At 47.0% G+C, this 16,035-nt stretch carries 17 protein-coding genes, 1 other RNA gene and 1 other annotated feature; of the genes, 16 read left to right on the forward strand and 2 right to left on the reverse strand.

Translation table 11 applies throughout. The features are described from left to right. The first annotated feature begins 86 nt into the window (after positions 1-86). The 9 genes from EKM92_RS11230 to EKM92_RS11270 all read left to right on the forward strand — a co-directional run bounded on the left by EKM92_RS11230 (position 87) and on the right by EKM92_RS11270 (position 9,618). On the forward strand, positions 87-734 hold the full coding sequence (locus EKM92_RS11230) for a WxL domain-containing protein (RefSeq protein ID WP_125710825.1): 648 nt from the start codon (positions 87-89) through the stop codon (positions 732-734). Between the two features lie 182 nt (positions 735-916). Beyond that, positions 917-1,975, forward strand: coding sequence for a WxLIP family cell surface protein (locus EKM92_RS11235; RefSeq protein WP_164509982.1), 1,059 nt, complete (start codon positions 917-919; stop codon positions 1,973-1,975). Between the two features lie 37 nt (positions 1,976-2,012). Continuing rightward, positions 2,013-5,018, forward strand: a complete 3,006-nt coding sequence (locus EKM92_RS11240) for a hypothetical protein (RefSeq protein ID WP_164509983.1) — start codon at positions 2,013-2,015, stop codon at positions 5,016-5,018. A 108-nt stretch (positions 5,019-5,126) separates the two neighbouring features. Beyond that, positions 5,127-5,729: a WxL domain-containing protein gene (locus EKM92_RS11245; protein ID WP_125710831.1), complete on the forward strand. Its 603-nt coding sequence runs from the start codon at positions 5,127-5,129 to the stop codon at positions 5,727-5,729. Positions 5,730-5,954: 225 nt separating this feature from the next. Continuing rightward, on the forward strand, positions 5,955-6,524 hold the full coding sequence (locus tag EKM92_RS11250; RefSeq protein ID WP_125710833.1) for a WxL domain-containing protein: 570 nt from the start codon (positions 5,955-5,957) through the stop codon (positions 6,522-6,524). 575 nt (positions 6,525-7,099) lie between these two features. Further along, a complete protein-coding gene (locus tag EKM92_RS11255) occupies positions 7,100-7,702 on the forward strand; it encodes a WxL domain-containing protein (protein WP_164509984.1) in 603 nt (200 codons plus the stop codon). Positions 7,703-7,794: 92 nt separating this feature from the next. Next, positions 7,795-7,916 (forward strand) — a sequence feature (ribosomal protein L10 leader region). A gap of 30 nt (positions 7,917-7,946) precedes the next feature. Further along, a complete protein-coding gene (gene rplJ / locus EKM92_RS11260; protein WP_125710837.1) occupies positions 7,947-8,453 on the forward strand; it encodes a 50S ribosomal protein L10 in 507 nt (168 codons plus the stop codon). A gap of 48 nt (positions 8,454-8,501) precedes the next feature. Next, positions 8,502-8,870, forward strand: a complete 369-nt coding sequence (gene rplL / locus EKM92_RS11265) for a 50S ribosomal protein L7/L12 (RefSeq protein WP_125710839.1) — start codon at positions 8,502-8,504, stop codon at positions 8,868-8,870. 151 nt (positions 8,871-9,021) lie between these two features. Beyond that, positions 9,022-9,618, forward strand: a complete 597-nt coding sequence (locus tag EKM92_RS11270) for a class I SAM-dependent methyltransferase (protein WP_125710841.1) — start codon at positions 9,022-9,024, stop codon at positions 9,616-9,618. A 70-nt stretch (positions 9,619-9,688) separates the two neighbouring features. Here the strand turns inward: EKM92_RS11270 and EKM92_RS11275 are convergent, their stop codons facing one another. Further along, entirely contained in the window at positions 9,689-10,510 is an 822-nt protein-coding gene (locus EKM92_RS11275; protein ID WP_125710843.1) for a PucR family transcriptional regulator, read from the reverse strand. Between the two features lie 69 nt (positions 10,511-10,579). Between EKM92_RS11275 and tadA the strand changes: the two genes are divergently transcribed. Next, positions 10,580-11,065, forward strand: a complete 486-nt coding sequence (gene tadA, locus EKM92_RS11280) for a tRNA adenosine(34) deaminase TadA (RefSeq protein ID WP_125710845.1) — start codon at positions 10,580-10,582, stop codon at positions 11,063-11,065. On the opposite strand, the gene EKM92_RS11285 is transcribed toward tadA, so the two are convergent. Next, positions 11,062-11,580 carry a GNAT family N-acetyltransferase gene (locus EKM92_RS11285; protein ID WP_125710847.1) on the reverse strand — a complete coding sequence of 173 codons (519 nt, stop codon included), beginning with the start codon at positions 11,578-11,580 and terminating at the stop codon, positions 11,062-11,064. The genes tadA and EKM92_RS11285 overlap by 4 nt on opposite strands. A 96-nt stretch (positions 11,581-11,676) precedes the next feature. On the opposite strand from EKM92_RS11285, the gene ffs reads away from it, so the two are divergent. From ffs to tmk, 6 genes are all read left to right on the forward strand, one after another. Continuing rightward, positions 11,677-11,763: signal recognition particle sRNA small type (ffs, locus tag EKM92_RS11290), an RNA gene on the forward strand. Between the two features lie 80 nt (positions 11,764-11,843). Beyond that, a complete protein-coding gene (gene dnaX, locus EKM92_RS11295; protein WP_125710849.1) occupies positions 11,844-13,535 on the forward strand; it encodes a DNA polymerase III subunit gamma/tau in 1,692 nt (563 codons plus the stop codon). Between the two features lie 31 nt (positions 13,536-13,566). Then, positions 13,567-13,866 (forward strand): YbaB/EbfC family nucleoid-associated protein, encoded by a 300-nt coding sequence (locus EKM92_RS11300; protein WP_420812589.1) that lies wholly within the window; start codon positions 13,567-13,569, stop codon positions 13,864-13,866. Positions 13,867-13,876: 10 nt separating this feature from the next. Next, a complete protein-coding gene (gene recR / locus EKM92_RS11305; RefSeq protein WP_125710852.1) occupies positions 13,877-14,476 on the forward strand; it encodes a recombination mediator RecR in 600 nt (199 codons plus the stop codon). Positions 14,477-15,058: 582 nt separating this feature from the next. Then, on the forward strand, positions 15,059-15,319 hold the full coding sequence (locus EKM92_RS11310; RefSeq protein WP_125710854.1) for a YaaL family protein: 261 nt from the start codon (positions 15,059-15,061) through the stop codon (positions 15,317-15,319). Positions 15,320-15,401: 82 nt separating this feature from the next. Next, complete coding sequence (tmk, locus tag EKM92_RS11315; protein ID WP_125710856.1) at positions 15,402-16,034, forward strand: dTMP kinase; 633 nt, start codon at positions 15,402-15,404, stop codon at positions 16,032-16,034. The last annotated feature ends 1 nt before the right edge of the window (position 16,035 follow it).

Here is a 16,035-nt window from a genome sequence, read left to right on the forward strand (position 1 = left end):
ACGAAGATCTAAATCAAACTTGACCATAAGAAAACCCCCAGATTTGGATTGTTGTCCAAACCTGGGGGTTCACATCAGATATTACCATGAAGAAGTTCACTCTTGTTTCCTTAGTTGCCGCTGCTGCTTTCGCTACTACCGCTGCTTTCTCCGCAAGCAATGTATTTGCTGATGATACTACTCCTGCCGCTACTAAGACAGCTCAGACTAAGGGTACTATCAACTTAACTGCAAACGATGGTACTGATGCTAACGATCCATACAAGGACATCACTTTAGTTTCTGCGTCTGATATTAGTTTTGGTAAACAGCATATCTCGACCGCAAAAGCAACTTATAATGCTGATACTGCCACTGGTGTTAATGTAGTTAACCCAGGTGTTGCCTCAGGCTGGACTGTTTCTGCTAAGGCATCTGATTTCACTGGTACGACTGGCGCTACTTTGAAAGGTGCCGTACTTACGTTAGCACTGGACAATGGTGTTGCAGCTGACACAACTAACGAAAGTACTGCTCCATTTGGTACGGCAGATCAAAACACTAAGGAAAATAAGGGTGTTGCAATCACCAATGCCGCTGCACCTGTTTTAACTGCTGCTGATTCTACTCAGGGTGTTGGTAACTGGACTGCCGCTATTAACAAAGGTGCAACTACTTTAGCTGTTCCTGCTGGTAATGTTGCCGACGAATACACAGCAACAATCGACTGGACCTTGGAAAACACTCCTGCTTAATAATATATCTATTGCGAAGCACGCATACTCCTTATAGTAATTACCATCTAACGCTGGTAAACTGTAGATGAATCGTGCATGAGAGCGTCAGCTGTCAGCAATTCTGGACTCGCAAGACTTCAGAGGCGCGAGTTGACGCTTTTTTAATGCAAATCATGTTGAATATCTGGGGGAACAACTTCTTGAAGAAGAAATTTTTACTACCATTATTTGCACTGTTAGCAGCTTTGTTCATGGTGCCTGGTCACACGACTCATGCTGAGAACTTACATTACTCAGTATCGGCGCAATTGCCTAGCAACCAGATCGACTCTGGTGTGAGTTATTTTGCCTTGAAGGTCACACCTGGTCAAAAGCAGAATCTCGGCGTTTCAATCGTGAACTCTGATTCTAAAGCCCACAATTACCGCGTGTCAGTCAATCGTGCCGTCACCAACACGAACGGTGTGATCGACTACGCCAAGCGTGGCGTGAAAAAGGCCCCAAGCCTGCAAGCTAACATTGAAGACATGACGCCTAAAGCGTTCACTGTCAACGTGCCAGCTAACACGACCAAAACTGCAACAATCGCATTGACTGTGCCGCAACAACCTTTTACTGGGGTTGCTTTAGGTGGTGTGCGCGTCGCAGAACTTGACTCAAGCACCAGCAAAAAGTCCAGTAAAGGCTTGTCGTTGACCAACAAGTTTGCTTACGTGATCGGCTTAGCGTTGCAAGAAGACGCAGATTATTCCAAGATCAAGCCGAATATGGCAATGCACTCAGTTAACGCCAAGCAAATGAACTACCGCAACTACATCACTGCCAACGTTGAAAACACTGTGCCTAACTTGATGCGTAAGCTCAAGATCACAGCCAAAGTTTCCAAACGCGGCTCGAGTGATACGCTGTTGACGACCACTAAGTCTGCGATGGCAATGGCACCAAACTCGATGTTGGCCTTCCCAGTCTCCACCAACAACAATCCGTTACAAGCTGGCAAGTACACCATGGATCTCGAAGCTTGGGCCAAAGATGATAATGGCAACTACCACTGGCACTTCAAGAAGAACTTCACCATCACGGCAGCTAAAGCCAACAAGCTTAACAAGACTGCGGTTGAATTGAAGAAGACCAAGCCTAACTACTTGCTGTGGATCTTGATCGGTATCGGCATCTTGATCTTGTTGATCCTGTTGTTGATCTTGTTCTTATTGTTCAAGCGTCGTAAGAAAGATGACGACGAAGACGAAACGAAGTAATCGATATTGTTGCCTAGGCACTTGGGAGGCGTCACACATGAAAACAATGCGGCCAATCAAAAAAATAATACTTGCGCTAGGCGCACTGGCACTGGCCGTCGGCGGTGGAATGGTTGCGCAATCGAAACAGTCAGTATCGGCAGCGACATTCGCTGATTCTAATGCAGCAATTCTTGCTGCGCCTTGGGGCCTAAGTAATAATATGGCCACGGGTGTCTTTTCAGGTACTGGCTCTGGGAATACCTCAGGTACTGGTTACTCACCAATTATCTATGAAATGCCGAATCAGAATGGTAAGTCTATTGCTACATACATGCAATCTAATAAAGCTAGTTTTGATTTAAACAAAGATCAGAACCTTTCATTTTGGATTTACATGCCACTGTCAAGCACCTCGACACTTAATGATGGGATGGCATTCTTCCTGACTCCTGATGCAAATGCGACCAATACAGGTTCAAAGGGCGGCATGCAGTTAGGCGTCTGGGGTGACCCAACAGTCGATAATGCACAACCGTGGAATACAGCGATGCCAAATAGCTATGCCATTGAGTTTGATACCTATCAAAATCACGATTGGCTTGATAAGGGTGTCGGAGGGAACTATAACAATATTACCGATACGATTGGTGGTGCATATACGTCACAATACACCAGTTATGCCTATAAAGCCGTACAAGTTGGTGGAGTCCCAATTCTCGGATGGGGTTCAACGACTGAGTACTATTACGACACTTCTAAGACCAATGGCATGAACATGGATGGCGGTTATATTCAGAGTAATCTGGGAAACTCTGGTAAGATTGGTGGTGGTTGGCGCCATGTAACCCTCAAGTATAATGCAAGTGATCCAAATAGCGAGTACTATCATAAACTGACAATTTGGTATAATGATCGTGATTTAAGTAATTTTCGTGATGTAACGGATGATACCAACTACATTAATGACAGTTTAACCAAGTCATTCAAACTCGATTCATCTAAATTCATAGATAAGTCTGGCAAGAGTGTTACCAAGCTTTACTATGGGTTCGCTTCTGCGACTAAGACTGATCAGAACCTCGTCATTGTCGATACTGACAGTAACCTTTTGAGCGCTAACGCATCTGCAACAATTACTGATGATTCGAACGGTACTGAAATCAAAAACAGTAGTTATGTTATTCGTGGTGGCGAGCCATTAACTTACCAATATAAAGTCAATTACCAAACTAGCTCGAACCCAGATGGATTGCGGAATGCTCGGATTCATACTGTTTTGCCAAAATATTTTGTCCCGGAAACGGATACGATTAAATTAAATACTGCCGGTAAGGAATCTAATGTCAGTTCTGACGACATCAAGCCAAATGGTGATGGGACGTATACGTTAGATACTGCGGTCGGCGATTTATTGAGTGATAATACTACCGCAACCGTAACAATCAAAGGTAAGGCAAAAGAGATTAAAACTTCTGATTTGCCTGCCGGAAAAGATCATATTGATGTACCATCCGCTCAGGCACTTGCGTATAACGGTGGGATTGATCAAAAGGTGACAGACACTGGTTTTGAATTAAAACCAGGCGTAAAGACTACCACTACCGCCACAATTCGTGACTTTACTGAAGTTGGATCTCCTGAACTTGGCTCTGCGCACGTCTTTGCAGGTGATAAATTAGGATATACCTTTGATGTTCAGTTGGATGCAGATAGCCCAATTGACTGGGCCAACACAATCACAGCAAAAGTTGATATGCCAGAAAATAATCTGTTTTCAGATTTAGATCTCAATAGCGATGAAAAGCTATTTCATGTGACGGCTGTGTATGGTTCCAATAACGTAAAAAGTGGCGATTACACTTACAGCCAACTTAAAGCAGGGGTACCAGTAACTGAAAGTACTGGCTTAGTGCGAAATCCGATCACCAACCATATTACTGTGACTGTTACCTTGAACTTAACTGGGAAGACAATCCTGAATGCGACGACAGCAACCAAAGTGCCCGCTGCTACAGTAACGTTTGAGTCCTCATTACACACAGCCACAGCCGCTACGCAAGAATTTACGGCACATACGCCATTAGCCAATCAAGCAGGCGCGCCATCAATTCTTTCAGACACGGATCAAACGCCGGATGATTCAACCGCTCATGTCGATTATGTCAATATCGATCAGGTGGGAGATGTTGCTGAAGGTTCAGACTATATCAACTTATCTGGTTATTATGATAGTTCGAGTGTCACGAATGACAACCAAATCACGATGTATGCTGAAACGGGTCAAATGCAAGGCGAAAAATGGGTTGGACATGTGGTTCATATTCAACTTCCGGCTCGTGCTACCACAAACAATAAAATTAATGGCCACACAGGACGTTACAATATAAGTATTCCAAAGCCGGATCTTAGCGGCCTTCAATCATTCAATTCTAGCAATGCCCCTACCACGAAAGGCCAAGCACTGGGCACAGCGTCTGATCAGTGGTTGGGGTATGGAATGAGTGACATAAGTACTGGGAAGAACGTGGTGCAAATCTACGCAGTCGACAACCAAGGGCGGGCCTCAACACCTAAACGCATTGCATTTAATGTTGGCCTCTTAAAGTTCACGAAAGCCACTGATGCCACCTTCCCACAGACCACGTTGACTGGTTCACAACAAATTGTTGGTGCCAGTGAGGTCCCAAATGTAACTTTGAACAACACATTGGGCAGTCAGTGGCGTGTGACAGCATCGGCAACGGCATTTACGACGGCAGACAACACGAAACTCAAGGGTAGCTTATATTATGTGAATGCATCTGGTGCCAATGCTGAATTGGGTAGCGAACAAGTTGCGATTGCTGACAGTAAGCAATTGCCAACGACGAGCAAAGACAATTATGATGTTAATTTAACTGATGGTTGGAATAAAACACAGCCGAGCGGTGATTCAATCGATGACGTTAAATCGCAAGGGTTATATGTCAAACTTAATGCTGGGGCCACTGCAAAAGATACTGTAGAGGCTGAAAAGTATCAAAGTGCCATCACCTGGACGTTAACTGACGGCCCACAGTAATTTAAATAGGTTACATGCTCACTCGCGTTGAACTTGCGAGACGACCCGTGCACAGAAGCTAAGCTTGCTGTGTGGCGGGTCGTTTTGCTTTTAAAGGGGAATACGAGAATGTGGAAACAAGGATTGATCATGGGGTTGGCAATAGCTGGTGGATTGTTAATAACGACTCAACCAGTGCATGCAGCAACTACCACAACAACGAGTACAATTAGTTTTACAACTGGCGGAGAGCTGACGTTGGATGCGGCCCCAGATTTTGCTTTTGGTAAAAACATCCTCGCAGCCGAAGGGGCAACCATTGAAGCAAATGGCTCCGTGCCAGTGCAAGTCAGCAACCCTGGTTTTGCAGAAAACTGGCAAGTGGCCATGAAGCTCAGTAACTTCTCTAACGGCCAACAAAAGCTCAAAGGAACGACATTGACCTTAAGTCAAGGCGATATCACCAGCTGGCGAGGAAATACTAGTATGGCGCCTACTGGAGTCACTGGTGAGAAGTTTGTGCCTGGTGGTGCCGCACAAACGGTGTTAAACGCTGATTGGTCGAAACTGTCGACTGATGCGAACCGATATGATAATCAATGGATCCATAACACGATCGGTGTCGGCTGGTGGAACAGTAATTTGCAGGCTGTTTTAGATGTGCCTGGCGGCAATGCCCCAGGGGTCTATTCAGCGACAATGACTTGGTCGCTAGTCGCTTCAGCGCAATGACCGCAAGCTTTTACACGTATTGCATGACATCAAATATTTGATCAGAATATCTTGCATCATGAGTGAATAATCGGTATACTACAAAGAGTAGGAATAAATCGAATAAAATTTGCTCACTCACATTGTCTAGGCACAGGCCCAACTTGTGAGACGACCCGTCAACAGGGGAACACCACCCGCTGTTCGGCGGGCCTTTTTTTATTCTCAAGAAAGGAGGTCAGACCCATGTTTAAACAAATCATTACTGCAGCACTTGCTATTGTCACCACTGCGGTTGTCGGCGGACAAGCCGTTCATGCAGACGTCACTAGCGATACTGCTGCGACGACCAAAGGCAGCATCACTTTAACTACAGGCGGTGCGATCACGTTGAATCAGGCGCCTGACCTCGATTTCGGACAAAAGCCTATCAGCACCACTGCGACAACGTATACGACTAAAGGTTCAGCTCCGATTCAGGTCACCAACCCTGGTTTTACTTCTGGCTGGAGTGTCTCCGTTGCTGCAAGCAAGTTTACAACTGGCAAGTATGACCTTAAAGGTGCAGAATTAACGGTCAACGTCAAAAATATCGCCGCAGCAGATGGCTCGAACACCAGCGCTTCTCCCGATGCTCCCCATAATGCCATTGAGCCAGGTGGTAGCGCAGTGAATGTCTTCAGTGCTGCGACTGATGCAGGTGTTGGCGTTTGGAACAACAGCTGGGATACAGTTATTTTAGCCGTACCTGCTGGTAACGTTGCAGGCGATTACAAGTCTGAATTAACTTGGACGTTGAGCGATGCCCCGCAATAAAACTTTTTACAAAAAATATCACGAAATATTTGTAAAAGGCTTGCATTCGGATCAAGACCGCGCTATCATATGTCTTGTAGTTAAGAACAATTGAATTTAAATGCTCACCTAAATAATTTTTTAGGACGACCCGTACGCAGAAGCTTCGAGCTTGCTGTGACGGGTCGTTTTGTTCTTAAACAGGTTTTCGATGATCTTCCCCCAAACCATCATCGATGACAAACAAATCGTGTGTGCAATACGGACCGTTAAATCGGTAAATTTAATACTTAAACAGATTAGCCATCAGCCGATGGCTTTTTTGCGTTGGCCTGATGAAAACAGGGGCCAAAAAAATATTTTTTACCAACTTTGAAGGGGTTAAAAACAACAGCGAAAACATGGTGAATCCTGCTGTTAAAGCAATGTTAGCGAGAATCAATCACAGTAAGCGCTTACAGAAAACGCCTCGATTTTCAAGTTTTGAAAATTATTTTCTAAAAAAGTTATAGTATTATGCGGATTATCGTGTTATAACTATATTTGTAATTTAAATGCATATCACACTTGTCATTAAATGGTTTGGGGGAATCATCATGATCAAGTCTCTTTCTTTTACGCGCCTTGTTGCGCTTTCCACTAGTATTATCGCTGCCGGCCTTTTAGCCTTAGCCACACCACACACGGTTCACGCCGATACCACGACGCAAGCCACAGTTGAATTTTCCATGCCTGAGAATGCGGCAGTTTCGATTAAAGCAATGCCTAACTTAGACTTTGGGACTAAGCAGATCACCACTTCTGGTGCTGACTACACCGCAGATTCTGTTAGTGCACCAGTTGAAGTGACTAACCCAGGTTTTCAAGAAGGCTGGACGTTAAACGTTGAAGCATCTAACTTTGCCACTGCTGACCAATCACGTAGCATCAAAGGCGCAGAATTGACCTTTGCTCATACTGATGTGAACCCAACTGATGACACCAACATTTCTGCTAAGCCAACCACTGAACAAGCCGGCACCACGATTCAAGCTGGCGCTGCTGGTGCCACGTTGATCTCTGCTGACAAAGGTGCTGGGATCGGGACTTACCAAGCCAACTACACCCCAAGCTCTGTTTCACTGCATGTGCCTGCTGGTAACGTTGCCGCTGACTATTCCGCGAACTTGAACTGGACCATGACCAACTCTTTGGCCTAGTTTCTTCTATATAAAAGATCACCGATCATGATCTCCCAAATTAAATTTAAAAATCACTTGACGAAAGCATTGGCCGCATGGTACGATGCTTTTTGTGTTAATTCACTCTGCCTAAGACTCAGGTGGCGCAAGCCTTAATATCCTGCCGAGGTGGTATCGAGAACTTTTAGATACCTCTATGTCTTGGTGGACATGGAGTTTTTTTATTGCAAAAACTTCAACCAAACTACAGGAGGTGAATCAAATGAGTGAAGCAATTCTCGCACAAAAAGCCGCAGCTGTTGACAAGATCGTCAAGCAGTTTGAGGCCGCTACTAGCGCAGTTGTTGTGAACTACCGTGGTTTAACTGTTGATGAGGTGACCGAACTTCGTAAGGAGTTACGCGATTCCGGTGTCAAGATGGAAGTTCTCAAGAACACTTACTTGCGTCGTGCTGCTGATATTTCCGGCTATGAAGGCTTGGATGATATCTTCAAAGGCCCTACTGCCATTGCATTTTCTAACGAAGATGCCGTAGCACCTGCCCGCATCATGTCCAAGTACGCTGATAAATTCGACGCTCTTGAAATTAAGGGTGGCTTCATCGAAGGTAAAGTCGCAACTCTGGACCAAATCTTGGAACTTGCCAAGTTACCAGACCGCGATGGTATGCTTTCAATGTTGCTTTCCGTATTGCAAGCGCCTGTCCGCAACGTCGCATACGCCATCAAGGCCGTTGCCGAAAGCAAGGACGAAGAACCAGCCGCTTAATACTCGCAGCCTAGCTGCATAAAACCCAATAAATTGGAGGAAACAATCATGGCTTTAGATACTCAAGCAATCATCGACCAGATCAAAGAAGCTTCCATCTTGGAACTCAACGATCTCGTTAAAGCAATCGAAGAAGAATTTGGTGTTACCGCTGCTGCCCCTGTTGCAGCTGCTGGTGCTGCCGGCGCCGGTGCCGAAGCAGCCAAGGACTCCTTCACTGTTGAATTAACTGAAGCTGGCCAAGCTAAAGTTAAGGTTATCAAAGAAGTTCGTGCCATCACTGGCTTGGGCTTGAAGGACGCTAAGGGTCTTGTTGATAACGCTCCTTCCGCTGTTAAGGAAGACGTTACTGAAGACGAAGCTAACAAGATCAAGGAACAACTTGAAGCTGTTGGCGCCGTTATCACTTTGAAGTAATTTTTACTTTAAAGCGTTCGAAAAAGCCGTCGGGTGATTCTCGCAAGAGAGTCGCGCGACGGCTTTTTTGTTGGGTGGCTACGACTTCGCACTTCTATTTTCCGGTAGAGTAAGGTACGCTAGAGCCAGACAACAACAATAGGAGATCGACATGAATCAATATTTTACCAATGATCCAGACCTGGCCCATGACGAACACAGCTTTGACTTCACGCTGGCAGGACATGAGTTGCACTTCACTTCTGATAACGGGGTATTCTCAAAACACACCGTTGACTACGGTAGCCGCGCTTTGATCGCTGTGGTCGCACAGACGCAACCACAAGGCCGCTTGCTTGACGTTGGCTGCGGGTGGGGACCAATTGGCTTAAGCCTCGCCAAAGCCCAACCAGCCCTTGATGTGGTGATGTCAGACGTCAATGAACGGGCAATGGGCTTAGCTAAGCGCAACGCAGACGCCAATGGGATTCAAAATGTCCAGATCATCGAAAGCTCCGTGTACGATCAAATCGACGGGACCTTTGATACAATTGTGACGAATCCACCGATCCGTGCTGGGAAGGCGACAGTTTCTGCGATTTTAGCTGGGGCTTTTGATCATTTAAATCAAGGCGGCTCACTGTACGCTGTTTTGCAAAAGAAGCAAGGTGCACCTTCTGCCAAGAAATTAATGGCAGAAACTTTTGGCAATGCCCAAATTGTGAAAAAAGATAAAGGCTATTATATTTTGCAAGCGACCAAAGCCTAAACAAATCCCCGCCACTCTTTGTCGAGTTGCGGGGATTTTAAATGAACGGTAAGTTTTTTGGTCGCAGCCTTTACGCCCCTTGTACCAGCAAGTAACATAACACCAAGTCGTCCATTCGCCGCAGCGAAAAGCCGGTAGTTTGTTGGAACTTGTCTAAGCGATACTGTAAGGTGTTGCGGTGGATGTACAACGCTTTGGCCGTGGCAGTGAGGTTGCCTAAATTTTCATATAAACTGACGATCACAGGGCGCATTTCGGCGTCGTCGGCGATCATGTCGCGCAAGTTTCCTAATAACGGTGAATCGCGGCGCGCAGTGCGGGTGTAATACGCGAGTGCCGAGTTGGCTAAGCAAGCACAGCGATCATCTGAATCGGCAGCTAACCGTTGTTCTTCGGCAAAAATCGCCGGCAACGACGCATTCACCGTCCAGAATTGCCCGAGATACCCACGAGTTTGGGTATCAAAGTCAGGATCCAAGGTATCTAAAATCGATAATAATCCACCTTCATCTAATGGCGTTGCACTGTGGGGTTCGACGACGACGGCATGCGTCGGCGTCAACCAAAAGCCGGTGACATCACTGGCGAATAAACTTAACAGTGCATCAAGCCATAATGCAGGTTGCGCCGGCGGTTGTTGGGTATTGAATTGCACCAAGCGCACGACGCCATTAGTCGGGATCGACCCGGAGCCCACCAGAAATTGTGCCCAAGGGTTGCGACTAGCAGGCTGTGGGGCGAGGGTTTTCAGTAGTGCTAATTCTCGCGGACTTAAATCCCCAGCCACTGCTAGCGGCATTCCGTCGACGATCAACTCAAAGGCGTCGGCGGGAAACGGTGGGGTGTGATACACTGTAAAATATTGTTCAAGTACTGATTGTAGTGAGGCCATAAACTTGCTCCTTGTGAATCGCTTACAATCATCTTAACACGTTTTGACTATCGATGCGGGGAGGACCACATGACAGATTACATGCAAGAGGCGTTACTAGAAGCCCATGATGCGATGACCATCGGTGAAGTCCCGATCGGTGCCGTCATCGTTCACGATGGCAAAATCATCGGTCGCGGCCATAATTTACGGGAACACAGCCAAGATAGCACGTTGCATGCGGAGATCCTTGCGATTCAAGAAGCGTGCATGACCCTTGGTTCTTGGCGGTTAGAAGATTGCGACTTGTACGTGACTTTAGAGCCTTGTCCGATGTGTGCCGGGGCGATGATCAACAGTCGCATTCGAACTTGTTATTACGGCGCCAAAGATCCGAAAGCTGGCGTCGCTGGATCATTAGGAAATTTGCTTGAAGATACCCGCTTCAATCATCAAGTGAAGGTCGTGTCAGGCATTGACGAAGACCAAGCGGCGCAATTATTGAAAACTTTTTTCCAAGCGATCCGCAAAAAACGCAAAGCCGCTAAGCTTGCCAAGAAGCAACAACAAGGTTAACAAGTCTTGGCCATCACCACAGTGGTCACTGGCACACCGTCTGCCAGGCGCTCATTGACTAGTCGGCCTTCTTCGTGCATCCCGATACGCGCTAACACCTTGCCAGAGGCCGGATTACGTGAATCAAAACGGCCTTCGACGCGCAGTAACTTTAACGTGTCGAAGCAAAAATCCATCAATGCTTGCGCAGCTTCAGTGGCATAACCCTGATGCCAGAAGCGTTTATCTAGGAAATATCCGATTTCCGCAGCAGTTTCCGTCCAGTGCAAGTCCATCGCCCCGATCGCTTCACCATTTAAATCGATAGTGAATTTCCCTAATGGTTCCCCGATCCAATAAGTCGCCAAGCCAACAAGTACGGCGTCAAGATCAGCATAGCGAATCGTGAAACGATTATTTTCGACGTCACTGCCGACGCGCAAAAACATGTCAGCGTCGCGTAATGCAACCGGGCGTAAACTTAACCGTGCAGTCCTCAATGTTTGGTGTTGTAAAAGCATCGTTTCGATCGACAAAATCGGTGGCCTTCTTTCTGAGTTGTTGTTAGTATGACTCCTCACAATAGGCTGGTCAAATCTTCAAGGATGCGGTATAATATTTCTTGCCGAAAGGCCTTGAGGCAATGGCAGCTTTTCGAATCGTGTCAGGTCCGGAAGGAAGCAGCACTAAGGATCGTTAACCATGTGCCTTAAGTTTTTAAGCCTATTAACAAGGTCACCTTACCAGGTGGCCTTTTTCATTTTCAATGGTAGAATTAACTCAGAAAGGATGGTTGCCAGTGAGCTATCAAGCATTGTACCGGGTATGGCGCCCGCAGACCTTTAGCGATGTGATCGGCCAAAATGCCGTGACCCAAACGCTGAAAAACGCGTTGATCACCCAACAAACCAGCCACGCCTACTTATTTTGTGGGCCGCGTGGTACCGGGAAAACTTCTGTCGCTAAAATTTTAGCCAAAGCGCTGAATTGTTTGCATTTGCAAGATGGCGAACCTGACAACACTTGTGAGATCTGCCAAGCGATCACCAACGGTTCCATGACTGACGTGATCGAAATCGATGCCGCTTCTAACAACGGTGTTGACGAGATCCGCGATATTCGCGATAAAGCCAAGTATGCGCCGACCATGGCCCGCGTCAAAGTTTATATCATCGACGAAGTGCATATGTTATCGACTGGGGCGTTCAACGCCTTGTTGAAAACCTTGGAAGAACCGCCGGCCCATGTGGTGTTTATCTTGGCCACCACCGAACCGCAAAAGATCCCTGCAACCATCATTTCTCGGACGCAACGATTTGACTTTCGCCGGATCACCACTGAAGACATTGTGGGACGCTTGGAAACGGTACTTAACGACAAGCAGATCACTTATGATGATCATGCTTTAGCGGTGATCGCGCGGGCGGCAGAAGGTGGGATGCGCGATGCGTTGTCGATCCTTGATCAAGTCTTATCTTTTGGACAAAATCACGTCACTGTGGAAAATGCCTTAGATGTGACTGGCGGTGTGGCCACTGCTCAACTCGGCGAGTATTTACAAGCCGTGCATGATCGAGATGTCGCCAAAGCCTTGACGACAGTAGAAAGTTTGTTAGCTGCAGGTAAAGATGCTGGCCGGTTGATCGAAGATCTGATTTCATATCTCCGTGACTTAATGGTGTATCAACAAGCGCCGACCTTGCTTGCAGATACCGAAACTGAATTGATCGACTCGCATTTTAAACCGTTGAGTCAAGCCTTTGACGCTGATCGACTGGCGCACATGATCGCAGTGTTGAATGAAACCTCAGGACAGCTGCGGTTGACCAATCATCCGACGATTTATTTGGAAGTGGCGACGGTGCGTTTAGCTGAAGGAACACCTGCGGCGGCAGCGCCACAAGCACAACCAGCAGCACCGACGGCAGAAGTTGAAGCGTTGCAACAACAGATCCAACAACTGCAACAAACAGTATCGACATTGCAACAAACTGACGTTGCCGCAAAACCGGTTGCCAAGCCGGTTAAACGGCATCAATCTGGCGGCTATAAACCTAATATCGCAAAAATTTATCCGATTTTAGGCAAGGCGACGCGCAAAGACCTCGAAGCTTTAAAAGATGTGTGGCCAGATCTGTTGAACATGTTGTCGATTTCTAAGCGGGCGATGATGAAGATCTCAGAGCCTGTGGCCGCAAGTCCAGAAGGTGTGATCGTCAGCTTCGACTATGACATTTTAGTGGAGCGGGCAGAACAAGACGAAGCGCTGATGGCAGAGCTTAAAGACGGATTGCAACGCTTGACCCAAAAGCAATATGACATCGTGTTAGTGCAATCTGCCGCATGGCCGAACTTGCGGAAAGAATATTTACAAACTAACGGCGCGCCGACTAAAGCAAAACAGCCGGCGAAACCTACGACTCCGCCAGTCGTAAAAACCATCACTGATATGTTCGGTGATGAAAACAATATTACAATTACAGACGATTAATAGGAGGATTTTTAATATGATGCGTGGTGGCATGGGCAATATGCAAGGTATGATGAAGCAGATGCAAAAGATGCAAAAGCAAATGATGGCGGATCAAGAAGCGCTGAACCAAAGCGAATTCTCCGCAACTTCTGCTTCTGACATGGTGACCGTGACTTTCTCTGGTGACAAGAAGCTCAAAGATATTCAAATCAAACCAGAAGCCATCGATCCAGACGATCCAGACATGTTGCAAGATCTGATCATTGAAGCCGTTAATTCCGCAATGGCTGACATCGATAAAGAAACGCAAGCCAAAATGGGTAAATATTCTCGCGGCTTAGGCATGTAGTGAGGTAACTATGCAATATCCGGCACCTATTGAAAAACTGATCGATAGTTACATGAAACTGCCAGGTATTGGGAGCAAAACTGCGACCCGCTTAGCGTTTTACACCATCGATATGGCCAGGTCAGACGTCAAAGCTTTCGCTGACAGTTTGATCGACGCCTCAACCAAATTACATTACTGCACGATTTGCGGCAATATCACCGAACAAGACCCTTGTGAGATCTGCAGCGACCCGACGCGCGATCAAAAATCGATCCTCGTGGTCGAACAACCAAAAGATGTGATGTCCTTTGATCGCACCAATGAATATCATGGCCTTTACCATGTGCTTCACGGTGTCCTTAGTCCCATCGAAGGTCGCGGACCAGAAGACTTGAACATCGAGTCATTGATCAAGCGCCTGCAAAATAATACTGCGGTGCAAGAAGTGATTGTTGCCACTAACGCAACGCCAGAAGGTGAAGCGACGGCCCAATACCTCGCGCGGTTGATCAAGCCTGCGCAGATCAAAGTCACGCGCCTCGCTCATGGTTTGGCAGTGGGTTCAGACATTGAATACGCAGACGAAATGACGCTGTTAAAAGCCGTTGAAGGACGTACTGAGATCTAAGGGGCTACGAGGGTCTGGTATCACTCCGGTGAAAGCGACAAGTTATCGTGCGGCCGGCTGCAGAAATCGGCACAAACCGCCGATGTTCTTCCGCCTAAAAAATGAACCAAAGAAAATCACTTTGTTTCATTTTTTGCCGGTGAAATCTGCGTGAGCCGCCACAGACCGGCGTCTCACTTGATTTCACTGTCACGATAATTGTCGCTTTCACCTCCGCGATACCAGCCCCTCTCCGTACCCAGATTTTCTGCGTCGGTCGAGACTATGAGTCATTTTGTTTCTCAAATGAGATATCAACTCGCTACCATTTCGTCGTCGTTACGGCATGTGCTAGCCTAGTGGAAAGATTTTGCAGTTTGGACGGAGGCTGGCCGTCTAGGCATAGTGAGATTTGCGTTAGCGATTTATCGCTTACGCAAAGCCGCAGGGAAAGATCCGGCGAGTGGGGAGCGTAGCGACACACCTCGGCTAGCTTTCCCGAGGACCCTCACTATGCCTAGACGAGCCAGCCGGAGTCCAAACTGCAAGATCTTGTAACGGCGCTAGCCGGTAGCATCATAAAGTAAGCTTTGGAGGATAACGATGTTTTTCAAAAAGAAACCACAGTTGAAAACTGAAGCTGATCGGGAATTAATGACGACAGTTTATCGCGTGCGGGATCAAATGACGCATGAACGGAAATTGTTGGCGACCTTTCGGGAAGTCGATGCCGTATCCAAATCGCAATACAACTTACAAGCCGGGTTATTCGACTTTTTGTATCGCGAAGCGCGGGTGCGGCAAGTGTCCGGCGAATTAGTGTCGGAAATGGCTGCCGAACAATTACATCAAGCGAACTTGTAAAAGGCGTACGGGCGACCGGGCGCTTTTTGCGGTTTTCACCACATTCCATTAAACTAAAGGTATCAGACAGGAGCGATTTGTTGTGGCAGGGAGATTCATCACTTTCGAAGGACCAGATGGCGCTGGGAAAACCAGTGTCTTACAAGCGGTGTTACCGCAATTAGAACAAGCGTTGAACCGCTCAGTGGTGTTGACCCGAGAACCTGGTGGCGCTAAAATTTCTGAAAAGATCCGCGACTTGATCTTAGACCCAGAAAACACGGAAATGGATGCGCGCACTGAAGCATTGTTGTACGCTGCTAGCCGCCGGCAACATTTGGTGGAGAAGATCTTACCGGCGTTAGCGGAAGATCAAGTGGTGGTGTGCGATCGCTTCGTCGATTCGTCTGTTGCCTATCAAGGCGCCGGTCGCGGTATCGGTGAATCAGCGGTGTTGGCAATGAATCAATTTGCCACTGCAGGCTTGGAGCCAAGTTTGACGATTTACTTAGATGTGCCTTCTGATATCGGCTTAGCGCGGATCAAAGCCCATCGCAAAACCACCCAATATGATCGCCTCGATCAAGAAAAGCTCGATTTTCACCAACGGGTGCGGGCGGCATACTTACGTTTAGCTGACGCCAATCCACAACGTTTTGTCACCATCGACGCCACTCAAGATTTTGAAACCGTGGTGTCGCAAAGTTTAGCGCAGTTGCTCAAGCATTTACAATAAG

Origin of the sequence: Lacticaseibacillus porcinae, assembly GCF_003946305.1 — a bacterium.
In the GTDB taxonomy this organism is placed as follows: domain Bacteria; phylum Bacillota; class Bacilli; order Lactobacillales; family Lactobacillaceae; genus Lacticaseibacillus; species Lacticaseibacillus porcinae.